This is a genomic window from Rhizobium sp. AN80A (genome assembly GCF_030053015.1).
GTDB classification, from domain to species: Bacteria; Pseudomonadota; Alphaproteobacteria; order Rhizobiales; family Rhizobiaceae; genus Rhizobium; species Rhizobium metallidurans.
Genome location: NZ_JASJPX010000002.1, coordinates 785,994 through 812,680 on the forward strand (window position 1 = coordinate 785,994; position 26,687 = coordinate 812,680).

Here is a 26,687-nt window from a genome sequence, read left to right on the forward strand (position 1 = left end):
AGATCATGAACTTCCGTTATTCTGTAAGTCGCAAAAATAGGTCGCTATCGAGCTTCTTTTTGTTGGCGACGATCGAGTTTGTAATTGACCAAAACACTCCTACATCGGCGGGGCGATCGAGCAAAGGTTCCCCGTCATCGAGATGTATCATAGTAGGTGGGATAAAACTGTAGCGAGTGTCTGGCGTAGACAAATAGGTCGTCACCAAAGCACCCTGGTCGAGGTGCCAAGTGAGATTCTGAAGATCGCAAATCGCGTCTTCAAGGCGTGTAGTCAATGCTCCCGCAAAGCGTGACGAAGCTTCACTTGGCGTGATTACCATCAATGTGGCCGATAAAAGTGAAAAGAGATTGTGTGACTGATTGTTGAAGCGGAGCAATGCCACATCAGCCGCGTTCGCTAGGTCGAGCAGAGGTTGAGGATCAGCCATCAAAATCTGATCCATATCAGCCACGATAACGGGCGCGGAGCCACGAGAAAGTTCGTTACGCAGATCCAAGTAACGGGCGCACGAGTAATAAACTTTTTTTGAGCATCCGTTAGATCGGAAAGGTCTACAGTCTCCGAGGTTGCGAGCACGTTTGGATGGTTTTTGACAATCGCCTCAAGCGTCTGCCTTGCATCAGGATCCGGATTTACGATATGAAAATGTAGGAGTATCTGCTCTTTGCCAAAGAGGCTGATTGACTTCGCAAGTGCCTTGCCATATCGACAGAAATAAACGCTATCGGCGGTGACAAAGTAAGTCGCTTTCCAGCTATTATCCAGGCTTGCAGGCTCATGTAAGCATTGGGTTGACCTATTTCTCTTGTTGTACGAGCTAGATGGCTTGTGATTGAAGCGCAACGCACGAGTAAACGTTGGCGCTCCAGCGCCCGTCGCCACCGCTACGTCAAGGGAAAATAATCTATCAGCCGCCAAGAGTTCACCGTTACATGCCAAAAGACTTCCGAGCGCATATATGGCTTGCGGGTCGTCCGGGAAAATGCGTCTTGCATTCTCAAGAGCATGAATTGCCCCATTTAGATCGTTCGATTTTGCTTTGATGAGGCCGACGAGGAACCATGCTGCAAAAAGATCCCTGCCACCACCTATCCGTATCGCGCACCCCGCAGAATGCCTTGCCTTCGCAAGTTCACCTAGCTGGAAGTATATTTCTGCTGATGCAAGAAAGCGGAAAGCTGTTGGTTTGAGCTTCGCAGCCAGCGAATAACGTTGGCACGCTTCCTCGAGGTATCCTTTGCGAACTAGCCTTCGGGCCGTGTAATCGGAAACCAAAGCCAAAGCTGCTTTGACCTTCTCCACGGGTGTGAGCATGGTATCTGATAACATCGGATGAGAATTTTACGCTATGATCTTTAGTCTAGAAAGAACCCGCACAACGAAATTCGATCGAAGTTTGCGGTAAGCCTCTCGCTCATTGGCTAGCATCTCTTGAATCCCTTGCAGTTGCGATGTCTTGGCTGCTAACTCCGCTTCTGTTTCCGATAACTTTATCTCAGACGGGAGTGGGCGTCGAATGTCTGAAATCTCACGGACAACTCCTTTGTCTGTCTTGGAGTAATTTCGGATGGCGAAAAATGCACCGAATACTTTCTCGAGAGCCTCACCATTATAGCTCTCTGCATGAAATGTCTCACATACATGGAACTCCCAGCCTTCTCCAAAGTCCGCTGGTAACCAACCCGACTTATGCTCTTGCATTTCGGCGCCCGAAAGACCCCAGCCGTCTTTCTCACCCTCTTCCATGTGCTGAGGCATAAAACCAAGAGGCGTAAAGATCACGGCTTGACGTCGACAGACACGATCAATTTCCGCCAACACTGCAAATCCAACGTCTTTTTCAAGATGCTCGATCACGTCCAGCAAGAATACGCTATCAACAGAATTGGCCTCCAACGCCCTGAGCGCTTCCAACGCTCCCAGCTTCAAAATCATTACCGATTTATCGCCCAAATTCCGTTGCGCCAGAATGTCTGAGTATTCCGACCAAGGTTCGACCATGATGTGCAGACGCGGTCGATAATAATTCATCGGCTTGATACCGCATCCAATGTCAAGAACCACATCTGTCTCGACAACTTCAGCCTGCGCCTTCCGCATTGTTGTCTTCGCGTCAGGATAGTAAAATACAGATGATTGGGTCACTCGATACCTTTCATTTAAACCGCTCGAACAAAATGACGAAACTCCCTGTGAGCTTACATTGGCTTTGATTGAGCTGTTAGCTAGTTGGGCGGATTGCATTGATCAGACGGAACCATAGCCGATTTCAAACGGCCATCTTCATACTTTTAACGATTTGGGTCTGTGGGGATATGAAACTCAATTCTCTGCATTGGGATTCCGACTAAGACCCCATCGAGTGAACTGTCGGTCACCTTGAACAAGGCTGCATCATGCATCCAATGAAGTTGGACATGTGCTTCGAGGGTGCCATCAGCAACAGCAGCCGTGATCGCATAATCTCCGACCATTAATGTCGGCAGTTGAAACTGGAAGATGGTTTCGAACATTTCTCCAGCTTCTATCGCTGGCGCGCAGCCCTCGTACGTTCGATAGGTGTTTCCGCCAAAAAGAGGCTGTCCCAGACGGTCTTTCACGAAGAAACCGACGATCGGAGACCGGATCGGTGCCTTTGCTGTGGTCTCAATCACGACCTGAACTATCGACTGACCTTCGCAGAAGTCTAGAGCGCGCCCTTCGAGATCAATCAAGTGAACAGAGGATATCTCTGCGTCACCGTTGCCAAAGTGCGATGAACTCGAATTGAAATTGAATCCGGCAATCTCCAATGCACCGCGGTCTATCGCAGTTGCTACAGGTGTTGACGGCTGAGCAAATCTGGACTTTGCCTTAGGAGACGACCGATGAGATTTAACCGTTCGACCGACATTGTCCTGCAGAGGCTCACTGGGGTATACTTCTGCTAAATACGCGTCACAAACACGTGATGAATCGCCAAGTGCGCGAACTCTTCCATGTTCGAGCCAGACAGCGCTGTCACAAAAGCTCTTAACGGCGCTGAGATCATGACTAACAAAGAATATACTGCCTCTCTTTTTGAACTCCCGGAGGAAGCGCATGCATTTTTGGGAAAATGCAGCATCTCCAACAGATAGCGCCTCATCAATTATAAGGATGTCCGCGTCTACATGGGCGATAACAGAAAAAGCAAGCCGAGCGATCATGCCGCTTGAGTATGTTTTCAGCGGCTGGTCAATAAAAGCGTGTAGCTCGGAGAAGTCTACGATGGCGTCAAATCGTGTCTTGATAAGCTCCGGGGGCATCAAGAGTAAATTGCAATACAGCTCAATATTTTCGCGCCCGGAAAACTCCGTATTGAAGCCCGCGCCCAGTTCCAGTACCGCTGCAACCTTGCCATTCACTTCGATTGTCCCGGAAGTAGGCTGAAGGGTTCCGGTAATCAATTGCAGTAATGTGCTTTTTCCAGCTCCATTTTTGCCGATCACTGCGAACGACGCCCCTCTATGGACTTCAAAGGACACATCTGACAAGGCATGAAACTCGCGAAAATATCTACGGTCATCCCTGCCCAGAAAGATCTGCTTCATTCGATCTACAGATCTATCATACACTTCATAGCTCTTACTTAGAGCATTAACGGATATCAGAGGCTTTTCAGAGTTAGATAACATCTGCAAATCCCTGCCTAGTCTTATCGAAAAATGACTTACCACACCATGCCACAGCACATGCTACCAACGTATAAGACAGCAACGCTGCACCATCTGGGGCCGATCCCGTGTTAAGCAATCTGCGAAATTGCTCCACAGGAATTGTGATAGGATTTAAAGCCATTAGCCACTGAAACTTCTGTGGTAGAACTTCACGCGGAGGTATATGACCGGACCTAGATACATCAGCAGCTGGACCGAGACATTAATGACTTGACCTACATCGCGGACGTAAACGCCGATCGCGGAAAGAAAGTAGCCAATCCCTGAAACCATCGTGACAAGTGGAACCAATACGATGGGGAACAGGAAATACGTCCAATATAATTCACCCCCTAAAACTATGACCAATGCTGCCCATGCTATCATTCCGAGTATCATATGAAACAGCGCGGTACCGATTGGTACCCAAATGAGCAAGTCAACCGGGAAAACCACCTTCTTCACGTAGTTGGCGTTAGAAACTATCAATGAGGCCGAACGGCTTGCACACTCCGAGAAGAAATTGAAAATTAGTAGGCCGGTGAACAGTAAAAGCGTGAACTTCGCTGGATCGGAAACATCTGGCCATCTTGGCTTCAATATAAGACCGAAAACGAGCGAGTATACGCCAAGCGTAAGCAACGGCAAAACGAGGGACCAAGCTGATCCAATCAGCGTACCCTGATATCGAGACGAAATATCCCGTCGTACCAACTGATAAAGCAAGTTACGATATAGGTAGATATTTTTCAGCGCCATCGGGGCAAATCTAGCAGTCATCTTTACCAACCGACATGGCGACGAATGCGTTGAAGGGTCATCGTCGGGCCATCGCTTTTCAATGAGATGAGGGCTTTCCGGAGCAGTTTCCTTTTTCGGCTAAGCGACTCTAAAGAAATCATCGCGATAACGGAGCGCGGCTCTGGAGAGCCATCGTCTAACACGTTGCTTGCATTTTGAAGCAAAATCTTGATCTGTCGTGAGAACTGACAGAAGTACGGGTCGTGGATTACGAAATGGGCGATATTGACGCATCCTATTGCTTGCTTTCTTGAATTGAGAGCCGCAGTGTTGGGACCAACGCGAACCAAAGATAATACTTCGTCGAGGCCGCCAATTTCATATTTGCTAGCTAGCGAGATCCAGAGGCAAACGTCCTCTCCGATTTCCAAGTGCTCTGGAAACCTCGCATCTTTTAAGACTTTAGCTCGAGCCATGACGGTTGGCATGGCAATCGGGCATGTTGAAATGATTTCCGGGAACACTTTGCCAGCGAACGACCCAGACGAATACACCTGAGTTGGATTCCGCTTCCATCCATCCTACGATACGATGTGTGCGAAAAATGCGCAGCGTTATCCAACATGAATGTCAGCTGCCGTTCGAGCTTCGTGGGCAAAAACAGATCGTCCGCATCCAAAAATGCTATATAGGAACCGGTGGCAAGCTCTATTCCGAGATTGCGAGCTTTAGCAGGGCCCGAGTTGGCTTGGCGAAAATATTGTATCCGATGGTCAGCCCCTACCGCCGCATTGAGAAGCGTAAGGTCTTCAGTTGATCCATCATCGATAAGCAAAATCTCAAAGTTCTGATGGGTCTGCGCCTGGACACTTTGGATTGCTTCTATCGTCCAGTCGATGCGGTTGTAGAAAGGTATGACCACAGAAACTTTGAGGTCTCCGCGCGCATCTTTCGCCATGCGCTGAGCCAGTTCAGCGGCTTCTTTGTACGGCGTGTCTCTCAAAAACCTTGCTGTATCGGTAAAAAATGCGCATGGCGAGCCGGACATGGCAACCATCTCATCTTCAGTGAGTCGCTGTAGAAATCCCGACCACAAGTCGTTACATTCGTCGATGTGCTTCTCAATCCGATGCGTTCCTTGATCGGGATGTACACGGGACTGAATCAGGATTGTGGGGTCAAAGTGCAACCGCGCACTTCGAAACATGTCGAACCAGAGCGCGTAATCCTGCGTCGAAGGACGATTGACGTCAAAAACACCTACCCTATCAAAATGCTCTCTGGAAATCAGAAGCGTACAGCCGTGCACCAGCCCACGTAGAAGGGGTAAGAGAGGGATATCCAGACTTTCAATCGGCAGGACGGTTTCTGGACGGACACTTCCGCGCGCTTCCGACCTCTGATCTATAAGATCATAACCGCCAAATACAATTGTCTGCTTATCGTCAAGAGATCGGAGAATCTCGATCTGATGCGCCACCTTGTTCGGGTGATAACGATCGTCATGGCTCAGCCACGAAAAATACGAACCTCGCATCTCGGCAATGCCGAAATTGAGAGCCGACGCGCATCCGCCGTTATCCTTTACGAAATAACGGATACGCTCGCCGTAGCTACGCGCTATTGCGTCTGTTTTCCCATTGTCGCTCGAGCCATCGTTGACAACTATAACTTCGACATTGTCGTAAGTTTGGGCAAGCGCACTATCAATCGCTTCACGCATGTAGTTCCCGCCGTTGAAAACGGGAATGACGACTGAAACAAGCGGGTGGAACTTGGGTTCACTCATGGTTGTCCTAGTTTCAACATTTTCAGTGGGCCATCGCCCAGCGCTACAACAGGCACAGATATATCTCTGATGGCTCGCAGCGATTGGATCTAATCAGCAGGGCGTTTATTCCAAACCGTCCGATTGACGTAGTCCACATAACTAATAACAACACGTAAGATCTGCTTCGACACCGGGCCAGCCTCATAATCCGAAACAGTTTGGAATGCGTTCCCACCTTGGGCGCTTTGTGATGTTACAATCGACACAGCTTCCAACACGCGGTTGCTCCGTAGGCCGCTCATGATCAGCGTACCAACATCCATGCCCTCCGGCCTCTCATGCGTGTTACGCAGCGTGATTGCGCGCAGATTTAGGAGGGAGGTCTCTTCGGTTATAGTTCCGCTGTCGGACAGCACGCAAAACGCAGACATCTGCAGACTGATATAGTCTGTGAACCCGAAAGGCTTCATAAACCGCAAAAGCGGATGATCGATTGGATCTCCCAACGCGTCCAAGCGTTTACGGGTCCGTGGATGGGTGGAAATCAACACCGGATAGCCATAACGTTCAGCGAGATCTTTCAGCGTCTGTAGTAGGTCACGAAGATTCTCTACAGTGTCCACATTCTCCTCGCGGTGAATGCTCACAACAAGGTACTTCCCTTTCTCGACACCCATTCGTTGAAGGATATCTGACGATAGGATCTTAGGCATGTAGAAGTCCAGGACTTCCTGCATGTGTGAGCCACTCTTAATAATTGTTTCGGGTCTCAGGCCCTCTGCAATCAAATAGCGTCTAGCGTGCTCCGTCAGTACGAGATTGATATCGCTAAGATGATCAAGCACCTTTCGATTCAGCTCTTCCGGTACTCTCTGATCAAAACAGCGATTTCCAGCCTCCATGTGAAAGACAGGAATCTTGCGGCGCTTTGCAGCTATGACGGCTAGGCAGGTGTTCGTATCACCGTAGAGCAGGAGTGCGTCGGGCTTTTCTCGATCGAAAACCTCGTCAGACTTCGAAATCACGTCCGATATTGTTTTCGCTGCTGTATCACCGGCCACTCCGAGAAAGTAATCCGGTCTGCGGATCCCAAGATCTTCAAAGAAAACTTCGTTGAGTTCGAAATCGTAATTCTGGCCCGAATGGACGAGGATATGATTTACATGCTGGTCGAATTCAGCAATCACGCGGCTCATCTTGATGAGCTCGGGCCGAGTGCCAACTAAGGTCATGACCTTCAACATATCACTATCCAATACCAGGCTTTGAGGGAGAGATTATCATTTCACGAGGCGAGTTCGTCGCGAATGAAATCGAGTGACATAAGGAGATCTACAACCGCCTGTACGCCGAGGCGATGTGTATTGTGCGACGTGTAGTCATCAATCTCAGAAATCTTTTGCTCACCTTCTACGAAATACTTGTTGTAGTTGAGGTCTCTATTGTCGGCGGGAACGCGATAGTAACGCCCTAGGTCCTCGACCTTTGCCATTTCTTCACGGGCCACAAGCGTTTCATACAGCTTTTCCCCATGCCGCGTGCCAATGATTTTGATGGGATTACTTGCATTGAAAATCTCTTTCAAAGCGATTGCCAAGACTTCCAACGTAGAAGCTGGCGCCTTTTGGACAAAGATATCGCCTTGTGCGCCATGTTCGTAGGCGTGAATGACTAGATCCACGGAATCCTCAAGCGACATCAGGAACCGCGTCATGTGGGGATCGGTGACGGTGAGAGGCAATCCCGCCTTAATCTGGCTGACGAATAGCGGAATTACCGAACCACGCGAAGCCATCACATTGCCGTATCGTGTCGCGCACAGGACGGGGCCACCATTCGTCATACGAGATTTCGCCACAACCACTTTTTCGGCCATGGCTTTCGAAATCCCCATTGCGTTGATTGGGTAAACAGCCTTGTCTGTACTAAGGAAAACGACCCGTTGCACCGACTTTTCCGCCGCAGCGGTCATTACGTTTTCAGTGCCTAGAACATTGGTCCGCAACGCTTCCATCGGGTAAAATTCGCAGGATGGAACCTGCTTTAGCGCGGCCGCATGGAAGACATAATCGACACCAACCATGGCATCTCTTATACTATCATAGTTTCGCACGTCACCGATAAAGAACTTAAGCTTGTCATTCTTAAGCGCGATCCGCATGTCTTCTTGTTTTTTTTCGTCGCGACTGAATATACGAATTTCCTTGACTGGCGTGTCAAGGAACCGGCGAAGTACAGCGTTTCCAAAAGATCCAGTACCTCCGGTGATCAAGAGAGTCTTGTTTTCAAACATTTAGCTATCTTCTCGCAAATCGTTGTCGCGCATTCGCTTGATCAACTCTGGCCAATCGGCAGCGACGTAACCCGTGTCCCTCTTGAATCGCGTAGCATCCAGTGACCGGTCAATTGCAACCTCGTCATCAACAGCGATTTCAGTGTCCCTTTTGTATTCTTTGGCTATCAACGTCAGGAGGTCAAATTTCGAAATGGCTTCAGCCGAAACATGGTAAAGGCCCCGCAGCGTGGCATTCGGCAGGACGAAATCTTTTATGATTGCGGCAAGTTCACAGGTTGGCAAGCCTGAGAAGATAGCCCTTCTGTATCCCTTGACCTGCTCATGCTGCGACAGAAACCAATCTACCAAAGAATGGGAACTTGCCAGTTCTCTGCCGATGATGGAGGTGCGCAACGTTACTGCATTGTCGTAATCAGTGACCTCTCCAAGATGCTTAGAGATACCGTATAGGTCTCTCGCATCGCATGCGCTTTCCTCGGTGTAGCGCCCAGCCGTTCCAGAGAAAACGCAGTCTGTACTGATGTGAATAAGTCGCGCACCGGAAAGGGCGGCAAGCCGAGCTAGTTTGTGTGGGAACAACGCATTTAAAGGTAAAGCAACGAGCGGATCTCGCGACGCTGAAAGCTGTTTGATGAGGCCGACACAATTTATAATTGCATCTGGCCGCGTTTCGCGCAGGAGGCTTACCAACGAGTCGCTATCCAGAACATCGATGTCCTTTACGATTTTGGATTGTTGATCTGACGTGAATTGCTGCAAAGCGGCGCTGCTTCGTACCGTTGCTACGACGTCTAGTTCCGCAGCGTCATGAAAGGCACGAAATACAGCGCTGCCCAACATGCCACTCGCCCCTAACACGAGCGTTCTTTGTTTGGTCACCTTAGCCTCGTTTCCATCCTGCTTTTCAAAGTCGCAATCAGCTTTCTCGCCGTGTTTCCAAGCTCAAAATTTTCCTCGAAATGTCGGCGGCCAGCTGAGCCCATTTCGTTTAGTCTATTGTCTGGCATAGACGCTAAGGTCAAGATAGATTCCGCCAAAGCTTCACTATCCCCAGGTTCGACAACTAGTCCGCATTCAGCTGACTTTATCAGGCGCGCTCCCTCTCCAGCGAGAGCTCCTATAATTGGTTTTCCAGCTTGCATATAGGCTTGAACCTTGCTTGGAATGACCGAGTTCAGACCGGGATCATCCTTTAGCGTGACCAATAGCACACTCGCGCGTTTAAACAATTGCGGCATGTATTCACGGTCCAGTCGGCCCGCTAGTACAACGTTTGTTAGTTGATTGCGCTTGAGCAAGCTGCAAAGGTTATCGCTCTCGCTGCCAGATCCAACAATAATAAAGCGAATTTGAGGCTGGCACTTGAGCAGCCTTGCAGCGCCGACAATCGTTTCTACCGACTGGGCTCGCCCCAAGTTTCCGGCAAAAAGAATAGAAAAGCAATTTTCAAACTCAGCCGCTAGCTCCGGAGAAACCTCAGATCGGGCATCGCTATCCTCGGGCGCAGGGTTAGGAAGGTATACGAGCTTTTCCCGATCTGCGTACGACGAGACAGAATCCTCGAACGCCGGTGATTGGAGGAAAATAGTGTCAGCACGACTGTAGATGCCTCGCATCAGAAGCCCAACGAGCCAAAGCATGCAGCGATTATTTAAAAAACCTGTTGCTGAAAGGCTTTCGGGCCACAAGTCTTGGATCCAAAGTGCGAGATGGGCCTTCTTTTGCCTCGCTATCAATGCGGCGGGTATGGCCGAGGTCATCGGAGAGACGCCGAAAAAAAACACCACGTCAAATTCGCTGTCACGCAAAACGCGCGGAAGGTGTCGAAGCCCGGAAACCAGGAACGACAAGTAGTTTAATATCAATCCGGCTGCACTGGCGGAACCGCGTGGGCGTAACGGAATTCTGATGACCTCCACCTTCTCGGCGAAGCGCTCCACAAGCATACCTCCGCGCCGATAGCCGCTAGCTAATTTTCCCGTCGGATAATTTGGTTTTCCAGTCGCAACGGTGATCTTGTGACCGTTGTCAGCGAGTGACCGAGCCAGATCGTTTATGATAAAGGATTCGGGCCAGAAATACTGTGAGACAATCAGAATACGCATGGTGCTATCGATACATTTTTCATTCCGCCAAGTGGGAGAATGGCGATGAGCTCTCCTCGATTCGTAAAGCGTGCTCAATTGCGGTCACGGAGTAATTGTCGAATAAACGGTCTTGGGTGACCCATATCTACGTCTTAGCGTTGCAAACGATGACCCTTGCATTTTTAGTTGCGCTAGGATGCGCTCTAGCTTCTCTCGCTTATATCGTCTGGCGCACGTTTACAACTTGCTCTCGTTGATCTTTTGCGGGTTTACGTCCGCCTCTAGCCAGGAGTCGCACCACTGGCGACGCTTTTCATTGCTTCTCCTGTCGTTTTATTGCAATGCGAAGATCCATCCGTGAAGACACTCCCGAAACGAAAGGGGACAGGGGAGAACGGGTTTATCGTTTTCGATAATAAAATTGGCAGATTGTTGCAAGGATCCAGTCGTAACGCGCGGTCACCGAAAGTGACCGCCGGGCCGATTGAGTAAAAAGTGAAAATTGTTACGACTGCCTGCAATTGATTGCTGGCTCTGGGGATTTCTTTATGTGTGGTATTGTTGGTATCGTTGGTAACAGCCCGGTAGCGGTGCGTCTGGTCGATGCGCTGAAGCGGCTTGAATATCGCGGTTATGATTCTGCCGGCGTCGCCACCATCCACGATGGCGCCATGGACCGCCGTCGCGCCGAAGGCAAACTCTTCAATCTCGAAAAGCGCCTCGACGCCGAGCCGCTGCCCGGCACGACGGGCATCGCCCACACCCGCTGGGCAACGCACGGCGTTCCGAACGAAACCAATGCCCACCCGCATTTCGTCAAGGGCGTCGCCGTCGTTCACAACGGCATCATCGAGAACTTCTCCGAACTGCGCGACGAACTGACCGCCGAAGGCGCCGTCTTCGAAACGCAGACAGACACCGAAGTCGTGGCGCACCTGGTTGCGAAGTATCTCGGTGAAGGCCTTGAGCCGCGCGCGGCGATGATGAAGATGCTGAACCGTGTCACCGGCGCCTACGCGCTGGCCGTCATGCTGCAAAAGGACCCCGACACGATAATGGCGGCGCGCTCCGGTCCGCCGCTCGCCGTCGGCTACGGTAAGGGCGAAATGTTCCTGGGCTCCGACGCGATCGCGCTGTCGCCCTTTACCAGCGAGATCACCTATCTCGTCGACGGCGACTGGGCGGTTCTGACCAAGGACGGCGCGACCATTCTCGACTTCGACGGCAACGAAGTCTCGCGTCCGCGCCAGATCTCGCAGACGACCGCCTATGTCGTCGACAAGGGCAACCACCGCCACTTCATGGAAAAGGAAATCTACGAGCAGCCGGAGGTCATCTCCCACGCGCTCAGCCAGTATGTGGATTTCGCCAGCAACACGATCAGCGCTAATGCTGCCGCGATCGATTTCAAGTCGGTGACCGGTCTCGCCATCTCCGCCTGCGGCACCGCCTATCTCGCCGGTCTCGTCGGCAAATACTGGTTCGAGCGCTATGCGCGCCTGCCTGTCGAGATCGACGTTGCCTCCGAGTTCCGCTACCGCGAAATGCCGCTGTCGCCGACGCAGGCGGCACTCTTCATCTCGCAGTCGGGCGAAACCGCCGATACGTTGGCGTCGCTGCGCTACTGCAAGGACAACGGCCTGAAGATCGGCGCCGTCGTCAACGTCAAGGAATCGACGATCGCCCGTGAAGCGGATGCGATCTTCCCGATCATGGCCGGTCCCGAAATCGGCGTCGCCTCCACCAAGGCCTTCACCTGCCAGCTCGCCGTTCTGGCATCGCTCGCGCTCGGTGCCGGAAAGGCGAGGGGCACGATCGGCCCGGATCAGGAAAAGGAATTGGTGCGCCATCTCGCCGAGATGCCGCGCATCATGAGCCGCGTGCTCAATGCCATCCAGCCGCAGATGGAAACCCTGTCGCGCGAGCTGTCGAAGTGCAAGGACGTACTCTACCTCGGCCGCGGCACCAGCTATCCGCTCGCCATGGAAGGCGCGCTGAAGCTCAAGGAAATCTCCTACATCCACGCAGAAGGCTATGCGGCCGGCGAATTGAAGCACGGCCCGATCGCGCTGATCGACGAGAACATGCCCGTCATCGTCATCGCGCCCTACGACCGCTTCTTCGAAAAGACCGTGTCCAACATGCAGGAAGTGGCAGCCCGCAGCGGCCGCATCATCTTCATCACCGATGAAGCGGGTGCCGCTCACTCCAAGCTGCCGACCATGGCGACGATCGTTCTTCCCAATGTCGACGAAATCATCGCGCCGATGATCTTTTCGCTGCCGATCCAGCTTCTGGCCTATCACACGGCGGTCTTCATGGGCACAGATGTGGATCAGCCGCGCAACCTCGCCAAGTCGGTCACGGTCGAGTGAGGCCGTCCGACCGAGGCTTGTGCGGTGCTGGCCTCGAAATGGCGGTGACAGGCGGGAGCAACGCTGGGCGCGACTGGTTATCCCCGCCGCACCATCGATTTCGCGATCTCGACGATATCATCGCGCGACGCCGTCGGATCCCCCTTCGACCAGGCAATGCCAAGCCCGATCCTGAAGTCGACCCCCTCACCTTCTTGAGCACAAAGCTGCGGTTGGGATATCGGTCGTCCACTCCGGCGCGAAGCCGATGCCAAGACCGGCGGAGACAAGAGATACCAGCGAATAGGTGTCGTCACAGCTGTAGGCGACGTTCTTCGTCAGATCGTATTCCTCGAACTTCTCATTGAAATATCGTTCGGTGTAAAAGGGTGCCATACTTTTGGCAGACAGGGCTTATGATACAAACGCCCTTCGAACCTTGGCAAAAACAAAACGGGCGTGGGCCATATGCCAGCAAAGCGAAACCGCAAGGAGAGCTTTCCATTCAGCTCATGGGTCTATAGGCAGCGAAACCTCGTCGAGCAATTCTTCAACAAGCTCAAGCAGTTCAGAGGGATTGCCACTCGATATGACAAGGACCCTCAAAACTTCCTGGCAGCCGTAAAACTACTCGCCACCCGCATCTGGATCAGGTCGCTATGAGCCTACGCCCTAGAGAACGTGAAGGGTTAAAGGTAGCCATTCCTGGGCTGTCCGAGAGCGTGCAGGAACCGAGACATAACGCAAATGTTCTTGATCCACGCGTTGGTAAGCTTTCAATGTCAAATGTGCCATCTCGTTGGAATGCACCCCTTGCATTCTAGGCATTTGGAAGGCCCTCGGGCCCGGCAGCCGGTTTCAACACCCATGAGGAGTTTGTCCTATGAAAGTCTACCCGCCCGCGCCGTCGTGTGACGGAACCGCTTGCTGCGGACGGCAAAGGTGATGATGCAGAAGCACCATAGGGAATGCCCGGCCACCGATGACTTTACCGCCGGCGATATCGTTCATGCCCCTGGCCTTGCTCAAGCAAGTCTAGAGAATGATCGCCGTTATCAAGATGATGTGTATTCGATCGTCGCAGCTTTGAGAGATATTGAAGCGATCTCACGCTGGGAGTTCGCAAACGTCGTCTCCTAGGAAATGACAAAGGACAGACCGCCTTCGCCCCGGCGGCCAGACGTTCTCATCTGCGCCTATTCCACTGCACATGGGCTGTCGGAATGCCTGACCGGTTGACCGGGAGCCACCGTCCACGGCAAGGGAAGACCCATCTTGAAGGCCAGTCCCTACCCCGATGACATACGCATCTGATGCGAAATCTTTTCCTAAAGGGCCAGATCAGACAATTGCTGCAGATTGAAATGTGCCGGATATCATGCAAGAGAAGGTACTTCCAAACGGAGAAGAATCTCATGAGCAAGAGAGCACAGGCCGTGGCAACGCTTTCGAGCCTCATTGGCGCGGGAAAGATTTGCGGCGCGGTGGGCATGTCTCAAATTGAGGTCGCCATCCAAGGGAACCACCCTCTCAGCGACGAGCAAAAGACAGCAGTTCGTGCTTACCTCGACGACAAATACCAAGTCATGACATCGAACAATGATGCGGAAACCATCATGTGGCGGGTCCTCTAAATGCTCAGACCCAAACTACTTTTAGCAGTGGGTATTGCGATTTATGCGCTGCTTTACTTACTGGCGGTCATTTGAGGCGATGCATGAAAATTTTCGAAAACTCTGCGACTGGCCCAGACTATCTCCTCGATCGAAGTCGCAATCGAACGGGTGTAATTTGGCAATCCGCGTTGCAGCGAAGACTTCTTAGGAAGACGAGACGCGAAATTAATCGAGCGCTCGGTAGCGTACGACGCGCGATGCTCGCGGGCGGCCGCGCTCGTATTCCCGCGCGGCTTCACTTGCATGCAATTCACCCCTCCGATGCGCGGTGGGATCGGTCTTACGCCGCCTAGATCGGGCCGATCTTGCTCTCGCCATCAGGTGCGGCCCTTCGGTTTCACTCGTCACCACCGGACCCAGCGAATATCCAATTCGCAACGTCACCGAAGAGCAGGACGGCAAGGCCGTTGCGGCCGGCGCGAGCCTGGCAGGACCAAAGCCGGGGCAGGACGCGGTGATGCTGGCCTCAAAATGGCGGTGACAGGCGGGAGCAACGCCCGCCGCGACTGATTAGTCTCGGCGCACCATCGACTTCGCGATCTCGACGATATCATCACGCGACGCTGTCGGATCTTCCTTCGACCAGGCAATGCCAAGCCCGATCTTGAAGTCGATCCCCCTCACCTTCTTGAGCACGAAGCTGCGGTTCGGGATATCGGTCGTCCACTCCGGTGCGAAACCGATCCCAAGACCGGCGGAGACGAGAGAGACCAGCGAATAGGTGTCGTCACAGCTATAGGCGACATTCTTCGTCAGGTCGTATTCCTCAAACTTCTCATTGAAGTACCGTTCGGTGAAGGAGAGGTTCTGCCGGTTGAAGGCAATGATCTTCTGATCGCGAAGGTCCTCGATCGAGATCTCGTTGAGCGAAGCCAGAGGATTGCTCTCCGCCACCGCCAGCAGATAGCGTTCATGGGCAACGGAAAAGAAGCGCAGCGATCCAATATTCTCGACCGGCCTGATGAAGCCGAGGTTCAATTGTCCGGTCTCCAGTCCGCGTATAATGTCCCCTGTGTTGCCTGAAGCGATATGGATGCGGACGTCGGGAAACTTGCGGGCGATCTTGCCAAGAAACAGGGGCAACATGCCCATCGTGGCTGGATAGACGGTGCCGATCTTGATCTGGCGGATGCGACTGCCACCGGCGGCCCGCGTCAACTCGGTCGTCAGCTCCATCTCGCTGAGGATGCGAACAGCACGATCGTAGAAGGTCTCCCCTGCCCTCGTTAGTTCGACCCGACGTGTCGACCGGATGAACAATGGACAGCCGAGCTCCCTCTCCAACGCCATGACATGGTTGCTGAGCGCTGGCTGGGCGATGTTCATCTTGATCGCAGCCCGACCGAAATGGAGCTCTTCAGCGACGGCCCGGAAAAGAGATAGTTGACGCAGTTCCATGAGGGTCGCCGATCGCAGCAGAGAGGTAAAACATAAGAATTTGTTTTATGTCGGTTATATCCGATGGATTAATGCAATGCAAGATGGTGCCGATCCCCTATGGACACACGCGCCCGCATCGCATGGAACCTTAGACACCACCGGTCGAGACTGGGGGTGACACAGGAGAACTTGGCCGTTGACGCCGACGTTGATCGAACAGTGATAAGTGACATCGAACGAGGAAAGCATAATGCTTCAGTGGACCTACTGGATCGAATCGCTGGCGCTCTCGACATCGATGTCGCACTCCTTCTCGCGGAGCCTGACCCCGGTGATGCACGGCCGAAACCTTTGAAGCCCGGTCGCAAGGCCGTAAAACGATGAACTTTTAGATCCATTTAATTTCAAGCGCTGGACGCGAAAAGGTTGGCTTGGAATTGAAAGACCACGCGGCTCGTTTTAGCACCGGCAGAATTGAAGACCGTCGCCTTTGGGCTCCAGCGCAATTAGGCCGGTTCTCTCCGAAAACTTGCCTATGCAGTTGGCTTGGTGGGACAGATGCGCGACCGCAAAATAAAACCTGGCTTTGAGAGTGTTTGGACTGATAAGCGACGTGGCAGCAATATTCTGCACGGGCTCGTGCAGCAGCAGGTTCCTGTCGCCGACATCAAGCCCTTCGATAACCTCCTTCCAAGCCTCCAGACGCATCGTGAGACCGATACGCTGATTGATCCCGTTGGCAAGATCTCGTGCGGCGTCATCCGCGAAGTCCCGATAGACCATCCGCTGCCGGCTGCGCTCCAGACGAAGCTGAATGGTTTTCGGCGGCCGGAACCTTCAGTATGGCATAAATCACACGCGTGGTTGGAAGCCTCAGAGAACTTTCGGTATTCAGAATATTTTCAAGTGAGAACGTCGTCTTCGTGATCCATTGTCAAACGCGTTCTTTAGCCGATAATGCCACGGCTTACTGCTTCGGCTCGTAACCGGCTTCCCAGGGGGTGGGCCGCCTGGCCAGTTCAACCATCTCGGGAACAGGAGCCGCCGGTGGGGACAAGATACCCATGAAATCAGCGAAGCCTTCCGGGCTCATACGGATGAGCCCATGATCCATAAGGACTTCTTCCGCAGCGCGCACAGCGGCCTCCCGCACGAAATCCGTTCGCGAGCGTCCGCGCAGGCTTGCCGCAAGATCGATCACCACGACGTCCGCTTCAGGCAGGCGCATCGAGATCGGATATTCCTTGCGTCGACGGTTACGGCCATGGCTTATCGCCTTCGCGAGGAATAGTGGCTTGTAGCGCGAAGCGCCAATGCGACCGTACCAAACCCGTTCACAGCCGCATTGGCAGCGCGGTCGCAAGTAAAGAGGGTTGGATCGAGTCTCGACCTGCGACCTTCGGGTTATGAGAAACTGCGGCCGCGTTGGATATAGAGGTAGGCGCTCGCATCCGAAGTCCGGGCAAGATCCTCGACATTCCTCATTCCGCACTTCACAAGCGTCTGGGCATACGGCAATTTCAGAGGCAATGGAAAGGTCTGAACCGCGTCCGCGCAATGAGATCGACGGAAATAGCCCTCCCGCCCACGCCACCGGGACTCGGAGCCATCGAAGAGCTGATAGGAGCGTCGTAAGCCGCCACATTGAACCATGTCTTCGGGGACCGCGCACGCGGGTGTCGGAGAACCGATCATCGGTCTGGTCAAGACCTCGGCGACCCACCTCGACGGACCCGGGTAACCGGGTTGCGGGCAATCTTGAAGCGGAGGCGCCGACGCACGGCGCCTCCGCTACCCTATGATCCTACGCGGCCTGCTTTTCGCCCTCGATCTGGATCGGGGCGACAGACGCCTCGCCGCCGATGGCGATCTTGCGCGGCTTCATGGCCTCTGGGACTTCACGCTTCAGCTCGATGCTGAGCAGTCCATTCTTGAGGCTTGCGTTCTCGACACGAACATGGTCGGCAAGTTCGAAGCGGCGCTCGAACGCGCGGGCGGCAATGCCGCGATGCAGGTATTCACCCGTGTTCGGTTCCTCGGCCTTCTGCGCCTTCACGACGAGCACGTTGCGCTCCTGCGTGATATCGAGATCGTCTTCACCAAACCCCGCGACCGCCATCTGGATGCGATAGCCGTCTTCCGAGGTCTTGACGATGTCATAGGGCGGCCAGGTCTCGACGGCCTGCAGCCGCTGGGAGTTGGCGAGCAGGTTGAACACGCGGTCGAAGCCGATGCTGGACCGGAACAGGGGTGCGAAGTCGAATTCGTTTCTCATGACCAAATCCTCCGTAAAGCGAGTTGGAAGAGACGCGGAAACCAGCGTCCACGCCACTTGTCGGCCCCTCCTTGGCGACTGACGCGAAATGATCTGGTTTTGCGTTTTTTTGGTTTCAAGAGCGGTGTTCAAATTTTTTTCGCAAGCTCCGCTCGTACATCTTGAACACCGGAAATGGACGAACAATCTCATCTGGTGCCTCAAGATTTTCACACCATTGCTGAAGGTTTTCAGGAGACAAGACAATGACGATCGAAAGGAACCAATTCGGGAACTCGTCCGGCCGCGACGCCATCTCCGCGGGACGAATTTTTCAAAGGCGGCAGCGCTACGACCACCCACGCGACGTGCTCGCAACGGCGCTCGACCATGAGGAAAAGCGGGCGATCCTGGCGTCGTGGGCCTCCGACCTTTTCGCTGTCGACTCGCGTCCACACTTGAGGAAACCCCCGGGCTTCCTTTGTCCCATTCGCTGCCAGGACATCCTCAACGCGCTGCGCAGTCTCGACGAAGGTGAAGACCTCGCTGGAGGCGAAACCCTCGGTGGGCGATCACGGCCGAGGAGAAGATCATGACCACGAGGAGCAAGGAGCTTCCCCGTCTCAGTGACGTTGAAGCATGCCAAGCTGGCGGGCGGATGATGGTTGCCTCGCGCTACGCCGAGTGCCTGCGCCGGCTGGCGAGACAGGCGAGTTATCTCAATCTTCAAGAGCTTGCAAAGAGGTTGACCGATGTGGCTGACCTCATCGAGGAAATGGCCGACGATTTCGTCGTGGACAAGCGTGGCGGCATCATGCTCCGGAAGGCCAGCGGGCTGATCGGCACGGTGGAGGCGGCGGTGGGCAGAGCGGCACGGCGGGCGACGCTTCACTGAGTTCCGTGGATGTTCAGGTCGTGCCGAGATCCAATCCGGGTCCGAGCACGCCAGACTGCCTCATCCGCCACCGAAGGGCGGGGTCGATCCATGTGTCGAAAAACATCAGTCCCGTGAGACCGCCAAGATGGTCGAGAGGAGCCGAGCGGTTATCGCGAGGATAATGATGGAGCGAGCTTGAAATTCTCGAGGCCCCGACCATTTATGGCGTCGCATCCGCGCAGTACCAAGGGATAACATCATGACATTTCAATTGAATAGGACATTTGGCTCCGAGGAGCTCAAGGTAATCGAAGCGGTGCTTGGTGGCTGGTGCGGCGAGCATCAGGTTGACCCGACGTCGGCGGACGGCGTCCTTGCTGGCGCGGTGCTTGTCAGTCTTTTTCAGGCCGGCAACATCACTATCCCAGAGCTGGAAAAGGCGGCACGGAAGCACAAATGGCTGTCTGAGTTCCGTTGACGCGCGTCGCTCATCCGCGAGGACATGTTGCGAGCAAGACCGTGGCAACGGCATCGGAAGTACAATTTGCACGCCGCACAGTGTTATTGCTCGCCTTATCCAATGAGTCGTCGCGACAACGAACCCTCGTTTCAGACATTCGAGCCATCAGTCGTGGCGACATCCGGCCAGGCGGGTCTTTCGATCCGCGCGCGTTGAAAACGGCTCGCGATCCACACCAGGAGCGCAATACCACTGAAAGCTCCTCCCAAGACGCAAATTCCCGGCCAGCCGTACCGCGCGTGGATCGCGGTAGCGGTGATCGCACCGACAGCGCTGCCGACCGAGTAGAAGACCATGTAGCCACCAATCAGGCGCCCGCTCTTTCGCGGATGCAGGCTCACGACGACGCTGAGATTGCTCACATGGACAGCCTGGACCGCCAGGTCGAGCAGGAAGACGCCCATCAACAACAGTATGACTGAGCTGGGCAGGAAAGCGATCGGGCCCCAGGATGCCAGCAGGAGTGCCAGGGAAATCCCGGTCGTCCATCGACCATGGCCTCTATCGGCAAGTCTTCCGGCGCACGTCGCTCCAATCGCCCCCGCCAGTCCGACCAATCCAAAAAGACCTATCAAGGTATGGGAGTAGGAAAACGGCGGAGCGCTGAGCGGAAGCACCAACGCGGTCCAGAATGTGCTGAAGGATGCGAAGATCAGGAGCGCGAGCACGCCACGAAACAGCAGGGCCGGCTCACTCACAAACGTATACGGAACCGAAAGGAGAGCACTGAGATACGTTTCCGAATAGCGTTCCACCTCTTGCCGTGGCAGCGCCCTGACCAGGATACCGACCATCGCGATCGTGAGCAGCGCGGAAGTCAGATAGACCGTCCGCCATCCGCCGTGGTCGGCAATCGTGCCGGCAACGGATCGCGCGGCGAGGATGCCTGTGACGACACCACTGGTGACCGTGCCGACCACGCCGCCGCGCTGAGTTGGCGTCGCCAACGCCGCGGCATGTGCAACGAGTGTCTGGACGAGAACCGCCGACAATCCGACCGCCCCCATACCGGCGAGCAGTGTCGTTCTCGCTCCAGCCGTCGCGACGACGACAAGAGCGATAGCCGACAGCAATCCCTGGACGATGATGAGCTTTCGGCGATCGATGAGATCGCCGATCGGCACGACAAAGATCAATCCCAACCCGTATCCGACCTGCGTCAGCGTGACGACAAGACCGATACTGGAAGGCGAAATGCCGAGGTCGTTCGACATCAGATCAAGCAGGGGTTGGGCGTAATAGATATTGGCCACGCTCATGCCTGCTGCAGCCGCGACCAACAGCGTTTGCGCTCTCGACAGCCCTCGTGCCACGCCCCTATTCGCGGCATTCGCGGTATTTTCGCTCATCGGCGGCTCCTCGTGATCTCAACTCGGCCCGATGTTGAAACCACTTGGCTCACATCAAATCTAGTTCTAAGATAGAACCAGATTCGAAATCGAGGTCCGTACCAATGGTGAAACGGGTTAGCCTATGGAATGCCGGTTGCCCTGTTGCGCGCTCTCTTGATGCGATAGGCGACTGGTGGTCGCTTCTGATCATTCGCGACGCATTCGATGGCAAGCGTCGTTTTGGCGAGTTCCAGAACGGGCTGGGCATAAGCAAGGGGGTATTGTCGACCCGATTGCGCGACCTTACGAAGCGAGGAATTTTCGAGACCGTGCCCGCCTCGGATGGTACCGCGTACCGCGAATACATCCTCACGGAGAAAGGGCGCGGTCTGTTCCCGGTTATCGTTGCGCTGCGCCAATGGGGTGAAGATCACCTGTTCGCCGAAGGCGAGCCTCGTTCATCGCTGGTGGACAGACAAGGACATGCGCCAGTCGCTCGGCTTGAGGTTCGATCCGCCGATGGTCGCTCCCTTCACTGGAGCGATACTCAGGTGATAGGCTGATGGCTCTTGATGCGACACCATCATCCGCGACGGCCGTTCCAATTGAGAGAACGGTTCCTTGATTTAAGTCTTCCCGTTTCCCTTTCCGGGTGCGCCCGGCTTTCCACCGGCACCACCTGACCCGCCCTTCCCAGGATTTTGACCCTTACCAGGCTTACCAGGCTTACCTGGTTTCCCTGGCGCACCAGGCAATCCAGTCTTTGGAACTTCCGTCATATTCATGCTCCCATGCAGCGAAAACTAGACCTCGGGGATGAGAATTCGGCGGCAAACGGCGTTTGGCGTTGTTGGACCAATCGCCTTTTGCCGTCGCATTGATCGATCGGCCCCAAGATCAGTGTAGCGACGTGATCGCGAATTCATGAATGGTGCCTTCGGGACGACGTAGCGCGAATTCACTGAGCAACCTGAGGGTTTTTTCAACAACGTCCTCGCCACGAAGTGGGTCTGCCGCCACCTCTTCACAGCATCCTGCTAGTCGAACACTGAGTGCCAGCAGCAACTGGCAAACTGGATCGCAATCACGCTCAGCGACACGTGCGGAATCCGTAGCCTATGAGCAAGTGCCCCGAGGATGGCCGTCCTCTCCTCGACAGACATACTTTCGAACGGTGGTGGGGTAGTCATGAATTTCTCCCACGCGTATTTTCGGGTACTGATCAAGCGTGCTTTTCCGACCCACGCCGCAAATCACTCATCGAGTAAACCTTGGTGTGGACGCGTTCACCGGCGGGCACACCGCTAATTGCAAACTTATGCAGCCTGCTTTGCGCTGGTGGAGGATTGGAGATTTTCGCGTATGTCGTGACGGCTTGAAGACCAAAAATCGTTGGCGCGACATAGTTGCTCGAACTGGCACTCATCATAGGTACTCCTACCTTTAGGCAAGAGCACATGGAATCTCCCAATCGGCTCTGCCCGGAAGAATAGGCCGACAGCGAACCTTACGCTCTATCATGCTAATCGCCTAATCTTTAATGAGCCATTCGACATGATGAGTTCTAGGTGGCTCGGTGTCGGTTCAAGCAGCAATTGAACCGCACCGGACAAGTCCCGCTGAACTTCAACGAGTGCTCGCGATCTCAATAGGTCTTCCCCGGTTGGGAGATGCCGACGCTCACGGGGGGTGTTACCGCCACGCAGTTTCAAGGAATGCAGAAGCTTTCCTCGCGAATGACCGCGATGGCGCTTCTGGGCCATGGCTGTAGTCGGCCGATACTGGCGAAAACCGAGGCCCAAAGCGGTCGCTCGGTCCACGCCTCCTGGCTCGATGCGCAGCACGGGCCGGAAACGGCGATAAAGCGTTAGAACTGTTCTCGGCATGTCGTGAGCCGTCAAAACACTATTGACATCGATGTCGTCTCGGATAATCAATTCAAAGCTTCAATGAATGTTGAATTATGGATGAACGTCAAGTCCTCACGTTGTTCGCGGCATTATCGCAGGAGACCCGTCTAAGGGTCGTTCGCACCCTAGTTGTTGCCGGCCCCGAGGGCATGGCGGCAGGCACGATCGCGCGGAAGATGGGCGTCTCCCCGTCGAACATTTCCTTCCATCTCAAGGAGCTTGAGCGCTCCGGATTGATTGCTAGGAGGCGGGTATCCCGCTCGATCGTCTACAACGCCAACTACGATGCGCTGTCGGGATTGGTGACCTTTCTCATGCATGATTGCTGCGCTGGTCATCCTCGCGTCCCCGGAGTTTCCGAAGCCGAGCAGGCTTGCCGCGGCGCTGAAACGTCGGAAGCGGACCGGGATGCCTGAAGCCAGGAACGCGATTTCTCTCGCGACGATATCCGCGCTCGGCCTCACACAGATCATCGGCTACGGGACGCTCTACTATTCGTTCTCCATTCTTGCGCCCGCCATGGCCAAGGATTTGGGCATCTCGCTGGAGCAGGTGTTCGGTGTCTTTTCCGCTTCGCTTCTGGTGGGCGGGCTTTCGGCTCCGGTCATTGGGAGGCAAATGGACAGGATCGGTGCGGCGACCGTTCTGACCGTCGGCTCGCTGCTCTGCGCCCTGACGCTGGCACTCTGTTCATGGTCGCCATCCGTCGCCGTGTTCGCGCTCGCCATCGTCCTGCTGGAGATATCCTCGGGGATGGTCCAGTATCAAGCGGCTTTCGCGGCGCTCGTGGAAAGCGATCCGAGGACGGCTTCCCGAAGCATCACCTATCTGACGCTCGTTGGCGGCTTCGCCTCCACGATCTTTTGGCCGATCTCAGCCGCGTTGATGGGCTACTTGTCGTGGCGGGAGATCTATCTGGCATTCGCGGCGCTCAATCTGCTCGTGTGCATGCCACTGCATTTCTGGATAATGCGGAAGGGAAAGGCGGCAAACGCCAACCGAGCAACTCGTGAACGCGCGCGGGTAATCGGAGCGATCCCACCGGAAGGACGGCGCGGCGCGATGATCGTCGTGTCCACCGCTTTCGCGCTCCTGGGCTTCACGCTGACATCCATTTTGGCGCACATGGTTCCCATGCTCGGCAATCTCGGTCTCGGCACTGCCGCGGTCGTGATCGGATCCGTATTCGGTCCGGCCCAGGTTCTGAGCCGCCTGATCAACATGATCTTCGGCACGCGCCTGTCGCCGCCCGTGCTCGCCGTCATCTCCGCTGCGCTCATGGTGATCGGTATCGTCATCCTGGGCCTGAGCGGAACCTGGCTGCCCGGCGCCGTGGCGTTTGCCATATGCCTTGGCCTGGGATCGGGGATCAATTCCATCGCGCAAGGCAGCCTACCGCTCCATCTGTTCGGCAGCGATGGCTATGGCGCGATCACGGGCAAGATGGCGGCGGCCCGGCTCGCACTGGGAGCCGCAGCACCTTTTGTCTTCGCGATGGAGATGGAGCAGTTCGGGATCGGCGTCTCCCTATTCGCCACCGCGGGCCTTGGAACCGTTGGCATGGCCGCCTTTGTCGTCGTGGCCATGGCGACGAAACGGAGCCTCCTCGCCTCTGGCTAAATTCAGATCGACTTCAACCGCACGCGCTGTTCTAGCTTGGCCGAGTCTTCCTTCCGTTCGCTATAGCGGTCGGTGAGATAGGACGAGGCGTCGCGGGTCAGCAGCGTGAACTTCACCAGTTCCTCGCAGACGTCGACAACCCGGTCGTAGTAGGACGATGGCTTCATCCGACCGTCAGCGTCGAATTCCTGATAGGCCTTGGCAACCGAGGACTGGTTGGGGATCGTGATCATCCGCATCCACCGTCCGAGGATGCGGAGCTGGCCGACGGCGTTAAATGATTGCGAGCCGCCCGACACCTGCATCACCGCGAGCGTCTTCCCCTGTGTCGGCCGCACGGAGCCGACAGCAAGCGGAATCCAGTCGATCTGGGACTTCATCACGCCAGTCATCGCCCCGTGGCGCTCCGGGCTGACCCATACCTGACCCTCGGACCATTCGGACAGCTCCCGGAGTTCCTGAACCTTGGGATGGCTGGCGGGCGCGTCGTCGGGCAAGGGCAGCCCCTTGGGATCGAAGACCCGGACCTCGCATCCGAGATGTTCTAGCAGGCGGCGGGACTCGTTGGCGAGCAGCCGACTGTAGGGGACCTCCCGGATCGATCCATAGAGGATCAGGATACGTGGCTTGTGGGTCGAGAAGGGCGGACGAAGGGCATCGAGATCGGGTTGGCGTAGATGTCGCTCTTCAAGCGCTGGGAATGCTTCAGACAATGGGTTTTCCTTTCTCGTCGAGGACCTTCTCGCCGTCTTCCTTGACGAACGCTCCCTTGTGAGTGTCCGGCAAGATATCAAGGACGGCCTCGGACGGACGGCTCAAGCGGGTGCCGAGTGGCGTGACGACGAACGGACGGTTGATCAGGATCGGATCCCTGAGCATGGCGTCAAGCAACTGATCGTCGGTTAGGTCCGGATTGTCGAGGCCGAGTTCCTCGTAGGGTGTTCCCTTTTCCCGGATCGCCTCGCGTACCGTCAGGCCAGCGTCGGCGATCATCCTCGCGAGTTCTGATCGGGATGGCGGCGTCTTGAGGTATTCTATTACGTCCGGCTCAATGCCAGCATTTCGGATCAATTCGAGCGTGTTCCGCGACGTCCCGCAGGCGGGATTGTGGTAGATCGTGACATCCATGATCATGTCCTTTCGGTGACCGTATTTCGGGAGACGGCGGGCGCGGCCTCGTACCAGCCCTTGGTTCGGTTCACGATCCAGACCACCGACAGCATCACCGGAACCTCGATGAGGACGCCGACGACGGTGGCGAGCGCCGCGCCGGACTGGAAGCCGAACAGGCTAATCGCGGCGGCAACGGCGAGTTCGAAGAAATTGCTGGCTCCGATTAGGGCGGACGGTCCGGCGACGCAATGCTTTTCGCCCGACATTCGGTTCAAGAGATAGGCCAGGCCCGAATTGAAGTAGACCTGGATCAGGATCGGCACAGCGAGAAGACCAATGACGACGGGCTGCGCGATTATCTGCTCGCCTTGGAAGCCGAAGAGCAGGATCAGGGTGGCAAGCAGCGCCAGCAGGGAAAGCGGCTGGAGCTTCGCCAACAACCCGTCGAGGGAGCGGGTCGTCCCGTCGGCGGTCAGGCGCTTTCGGACGATCCGCGAGATGGCGACCGGGATAAGGATGTAGAGGATCACCGAGATCGTCAGCGTGTCCCAAGGGACGGTGATCGCCGACAGGCCGAGGAGCAGGCCGACGATGGGAGCGAAGGCGACGATCATGATGGCGTCGTTGAGCGCGACCTGTGATAGCGTGAAGTGTGGCTCGCCACGGGTCAGGTTGCTCCAGACAAAGACCATCGCGGTGCACGGGGCGGCCGCCAGGATGATCAGGCCCGCGATATAGGATTCGATCTGCTCTACAGGCAATAGAGGGCGGAACAGCCAGCCCACGAACAGCCAGCCGAGTAGCGCCATCGAGAACGGCTTCACCGCCCAATTCACGAAGAGCGTCACGCCGATGCCACGCCAGTAGCTTCCGACCTTCGCCAGCGAGCCGAAGTCGATCTTCAGCAGCATCGGGATGACCATCAGCCAGATCAGCACGGCGACCGGAATGTTCACCTTGGCGACCTCGGCGGTGCCGATGACGTGGAAGACGCTTGGCATCACATGTCCAAGCGCGATGCCGACCACGATGCAGAGGAAGACCCAGATGGTCAGGTAGCGTTCGAAGGTGGACATA

General features: G+C 55.1%; 30 protein-coding genes and 1 pseudogene. 12 read left to right on the forward strand and 19 right to left on the reverse strand.

The window, feature by feature from the left end; translation table 11 throughout:
* Nucleotides 1–16: 16 nt before the first annotated feature.
* The 10 genes from P3R82_RS10200 to P3R82_RS10245 form a co-directional block, all read right to left on the reverse strand.
* The gene (locus tag P3R82_RS10200) at nt 17–445 is read right to left on the reverse strand and encodes a hypothetical protein (protein WP_283193761.1); all 429 of its coding nucleotides are present in this window, start codon (nt 443–445) and stop codon (nt 17–19) included.
* On the reverse strand, nt 430–1,332 hold the full coding sequence (locus P3R82_RS10205) for a hypothetical protein (RefSeq protein WP_283193762.1): 903 nt from the start codon (nt 1,330–1,332) through the stop codon (nt 430–432). The genes P3R82_RS10200 and P3R82_RS10205 overlap by 16 nt, the downstream gene beginning before the upstream one ends.
* Before the next feature lie 12 nt (nt 1,333–1,344).
* Nucleotides 1,345–2,103 (reverse strand): class I SAM-dependent methyltransferase, encoded by a 759-nt coding sequence (locus P3R82_RS10210; protein ID WP_283193763.1) that lies wholly within the window; start codon nt 2,101–2,103, stop codon nt 1,345–1,347.
* 191 nt (nt 2,104–2,294) lie between these two features.
* On the reverse strand, nt 2,295–3,575 hold the full coding sequence (locus tag P3R82_RS10215) for an ABC transporter ATP-binding protein (RefSeq protein WP_283193764.1): 1,281 nt from the start codon (nt 3,573–3,575) through the stop codon (nt 2,295–2,297).
* 246 nt (nt 3,576–3,821) lie between these two features.
* Nucleotides 3,822–4,460 carry an ABC transporter permease gene (locus P3R82_RS10220; protein ID WP_283193765.1) on the reverse strand — a complete coding sequence of 213 codons (639 nt, stop codon included), beginning with the start codon at nt 4,458–4,460 and terminating at the stop codon, nt 3,822–3,824.
* A 415-nt stretch (nt 4,461–4,875) separates the two neighbouring features.
* Complete coding sequence (locus tag P3R82_RS10225) at nt 4,876–6,210, reverse strand: glycosyltransferase (RefSeq protein WP_283193766.1); 1,335 nt, start codon at nt 6,208–6,210, stop codon at nt 4,876–4,878.
* A gap of 89 nt (nt 6,211–6,299) precedes the next feature.
* On the reverse strand, nt 6,300–7,436 hold the full coding sequence (wecB, locus tag P3R82_RS10230) for a UDP-N-acetylglucosamine 2-epimerase (non-hydrolyzing) (protein ID WP_283193767.1): 1,137 nt from the start codon (nt 7,434–7,436) through the stop codon (nt 6,300–6,302).
* A 41-nt stretch (nt 7,437–7,477) separates the two neighbouring features.
* The gene (locus tag P3R82_RS10235; protein WP_283193768.1) at nt 7,478–8,485 is read right to left on the reverse strand and encodes a polysaccharide biosynthesis protein; all 1,008 of its coding nucleotides are present in this window, start codon (nt 8,483–8,485) and stop codon (nt 7,478–7,480) included.
* Entirely contained in the window at nt 8,486–9,367 is an 882-nt protein-coding gene (locus P3R82_RS10240; protein WP_283193769.1) for an SDR family oxidoreductase, read from the reverse strand.
* Nucleotides 9,364–10,593, reverse strand: a complete 1,230-nt coding sequence (locus tag P3R82_RS10245) for a glycosyltransferase family 4 protein (protein WP_283193770.1) — start codon at nt 10,591–10,593, stop codon at nt 9,364–9,366. Before P3R82_RS10245 ends, P3R82_RS10240 begins: the two co-directional genes overlap by 4 nt.
* 530 nt (nt 10,594–11,123) lie before the next feature.
* Between P3R82_RS10245 and glmS the strand changes: the two genes are divergently transcribed.
* Nucleotides 11,124–12,950: a glutamine--fructose-6-phosphate transaminase (isomerizing) gene (gene glmS / locus P3R82_RS10250; protein ID WP_283193771.1), complete on the forward strand. Its 1,827-nt coding sequence runs from the start codon at nt 11,124–11,126 to the stop codon at nt 12,948–12,950.
* A gap of 186 nt (nt 12,951–13,136) precedes the next feature.
* Here glmS and P3R82_RS10255 read toward each other — a convergent pair whose 3' ends face one another.
* The gene (locus tag P3R82_RS10255; RefSeq protein ID WP_283193772.1) at nt 13,137–13,325 is read right to left on the reverse strand and encodes a LysR substrate-binding domain-containing protein; all 189 of its coding nucleotides are present in this window, start codon (nt 13,323–13,325) and stop codon (nt 13,137–13,139) included.
* Between P3R82_RS10255 and P3R82_RS10260 the strand changes: the two are divergent.
* From P3R82_RS10260 to P3R82_RS10270, 3 genes and pseudogenes are all read left to right on the forward strand, one after another.
* Nucleotides 13,315–13,592, forward strand: a pseudogene (locus tag P3R82_RS10260) (transposase); the annotation flags it as partial. The gene P3R82_RS10255 and the pseudogene P3R82_RS10260 sit on opposite strands and share 11 nt — an antisense overlap.
* 282 nt (nt 13,593–13,874) lie before the next feature.
* On the forward strand, nt 13,875–14,069 hold the full coding sequence (locus tag P3R82_RS10265; protein WP_283193773.1) for a hypothetical protein: 195 nt from the start codon (nt 13,875–13,877) through the stop codon (nt 14,067–14,069).
* 275 nt (nt 14,070–14,344) lie between these two features.
* Nucleotides 14,345–14,563: a hypothetical protein gene (locus P3R82_RS10270; protein ID WP_283193774.1), complete on the forward strand. Its 219-nt coding sequence runs from the start codon at nt 14,345–14,347 to the stop codon at nt 14,561–14,563.
* A gap of 552 nt (nt 14,564–15,115) precedes the next feature.
* Here P3R82_RS10270 and P3R82_RS10275 read toward each other — a convergent pair.
* On the reverse strand, nt 15,116–16,003 hold the full coding sequence (locus P3R82_RS10275) for a LysR family transcriptional regulator (protein WP_283193775.1): 888 nt from the start codon (nt 16,001–16,003) through the stop codon (nt 15,116–15,118).
* Nucleotides 16,004–16,102: 99 nt separating this feature from the next.
* On the opposite strand from P3R82_RS10275, the gene P3R82_RS10280 reads away from it, so the two are divergent.
* Nucleotides 16,103–16,369 carry a helix-turn-helix transcriptional regulator gene (locus P3R82_RS10280; RefSeq protein WP_283193776.1) on the forward strand — a complete coding sequence of 89 codons (267 nt, stop codon included), beginning with the start codon at nt 16,103–16,105 and terminating at the stop codon, nt 16,367–16,369.
* A gap of 174 nt (nt 16,370–16,543) precedes the next feature.
* Nucleotides 16,544–16,912, forward strand: a complete 369-nt coding sequence (locus P3R82_RS10285) for a hypothetical protein (RefSeq protein ID WP_283193777.1) — start codon at nt 16,544–16,546, stop codon at nt 16,910–16,912.
* Nucleotides 16,913–16,952: 40 nt separating this feature from the next.
* Here P3R82_RS10285 and P3R82_RS10290 read toward each other — a convergent pair whose 3' ends face one another.
* A complete protein-coding gene (locus P3R82_RS10290) occupies nt 16,953–17,213 on the reverse strand; it encodes a DUF1778 domain-containing protein (protein ID WP_283193778.1) in 261 nt (86 codons plus the stop codon).
* Nucleotides 17,214–17,789: 576 nt separating this feature from the next.
* Nucleotides 17,790–18,260: an Hsp20 family protein gene (locus P3R82_RS10295; RefSeq protein ID WP_283193779.1), complete on the reverse strand. Its 471-nt coding sequence runs from the start codon at nt 18,258–18,260 to the stop codon at nt 17,790–17,792.
* A 245-nt stretch (nt 18,261–18,505) separates the two neighbouring features.
* On the opposite strand from P3R82_RS10295, the gene P3R82_RS10300 reads away from it, so the two are divergent.
* From P3R82_RS10300 to P3R82_RS10310, 3 genes are all read left to right on the forward strand, one after another.
* A complete protein-coding gene (locus P3R82_RS10300; RefSeq protein ID WP_283193780.1) occupies nt 18,506–18,835 on the forward strand; it encodes a hypothetical protein in 330 nt (109 codons plus the stop codon).
* A complete protein-coding gene (locus tag P3R82_RS10305; protein WP_283193781.1) occupies nt 18,832–19,134 on the forward strand; it encodes a hypothetical protein in 303 nt (100 codons plus the stop codon). The genes P3R82_RS10300 and P3R82_RS10305 overlap by 4 nt, the downstream gene beginning before the upstream one ends.
* A gap of 241 nt (nt 19,135–19,375) precedes the next feature.
* Nucleotides 19,376–19,594 carry a hypothetical protein gene (locus P3R82_RS10310; protein WP_112436819.1) on the forward strand — a complete coding sequence of 73 codons (219 nt, stop codon included), beginning with the start codon at nt 19,376–19,378 and terminating at the stop codon, nt 19,592–19,594.
* 131 nt (nt 19,595–19,725) lie between these two features.
* Here the strand turns inward: P3R82_RS10310 and P3R82_RS10315 are convergent, their stop codons facing one another.
* Nucleotides 19,726–20,985 carry an MFS transporter gene (locus P3R82_RS10315; protein WP_283193782.1) on the reverse strand — a complete coding sequence of 420 codons (1,260 nt, stop codon included), beginning with the start codon at nt 20,983–20,985 and terminating at the stop codon, nt 19,726–19,728.
* Between the two features lie 104 nt (nt 20,986–21,089).
* Between P3R82_RS10315 and P3R82_RS10320 the strand changes: the two genes are divergently transcribed.
* Entirely contained in the window at nt 21,090–21,530 is a 441-nt protein-coding gene (locus tag P3R82_RS10320) for a helix-turn-helix domain-containing protein (protein ID WP_283193783.1), read from the forward strand.
* Between the two features lie 659 nt (nt 21,531–22,189).
* Here P3R82_RS10320 and P3R82_RS10325 read toward each other — a convergent pair.
* Complete coding sequence (locus tag P3R82_RS10325) at nt 22,190–22,393, reverse strand: hypothetical protein (RefSeq protein ID WP_283193784.1); 204 nt, start codon at nt 22,391–22,393, stop codon at nt 22,190–22,192.
* A gap of 537 nt (nt 22,394–22,930) precedes the next feature.
* Here P3R82_RS10325 and P3R82_RS10330 point away from each other — a divergent pair.
* A complete protein-coding gene (locus tag P3R82_RS10330; protein ID WP_111565181.1) occupies nt 22,931–23,293 on the forward strand; it encodes a metalloregulator ArsR/SmtB family transcription factor in 363 nt (120 codons plus the stop codon).
* Nucleotides 23,286–24,497: an arsenite efflux MFS transporter ArsK gene (arsK, locus tag P3R82_RS10335; protein ID WP_283193785.1), complete on the forward strand. Its 1,212-nt coding sequence runs from the start codon at nt 23,286–23,288 to the stop codon at nt 24,495–24,497. Before P3R82_RS10330 ends, arsK begins: the two co-directional genes overlap by 8 nt.
* A 2-nt stretch (nt 24,498–24,499) precedes the next feature.
* Here arsK and arsH read toward each other — a convergent pair whose 3' ends face one another.
* Genes arsH through arsB form a run of 3 tightly spaced genes read right to left on the reverse strand, consistent with a single transcriptional unit; the run spans nt 24,500 to nt 26,686 of the window.
* Nucleotides 24,500–25,210 (reverse strand): arsenical resistance protein ArsH, encoded by a 711-nt coding sequence (gene arsH, locus P3R82_RS10340; protein ID WP_283193786.1) that lies wholly within the window; start codon nt 25,208–25,210, stop codon nt 24,500–24,502.
* A complete protein-coding gene (arsC, locus tag P3R82_RS10345) occupies nt 25,203–25,631 on the reverse strand; it encodes an arsenate reductase (glutaredoxin) (protein WP_283193787.1) in 429 nt (142 codons plus the stop codon). Before arsC ends, arsH begins: the two co-directional genes overlap by 8 nt.
* Entirely contained in the window at nt 25,628–26,686 is a 1,059-nt protein-coding gene (gene arsB, locus P3R82_RS10350; protein ID WP_283193788.1) for an ACR3 family arsenite efflux transporter, read from the reverse strand. Before arsB ends, arsC begins: the two co-directional genes overlap by 4 nt.
* Nucleotide 26,687: the final 1 nt, after the last annotated feature.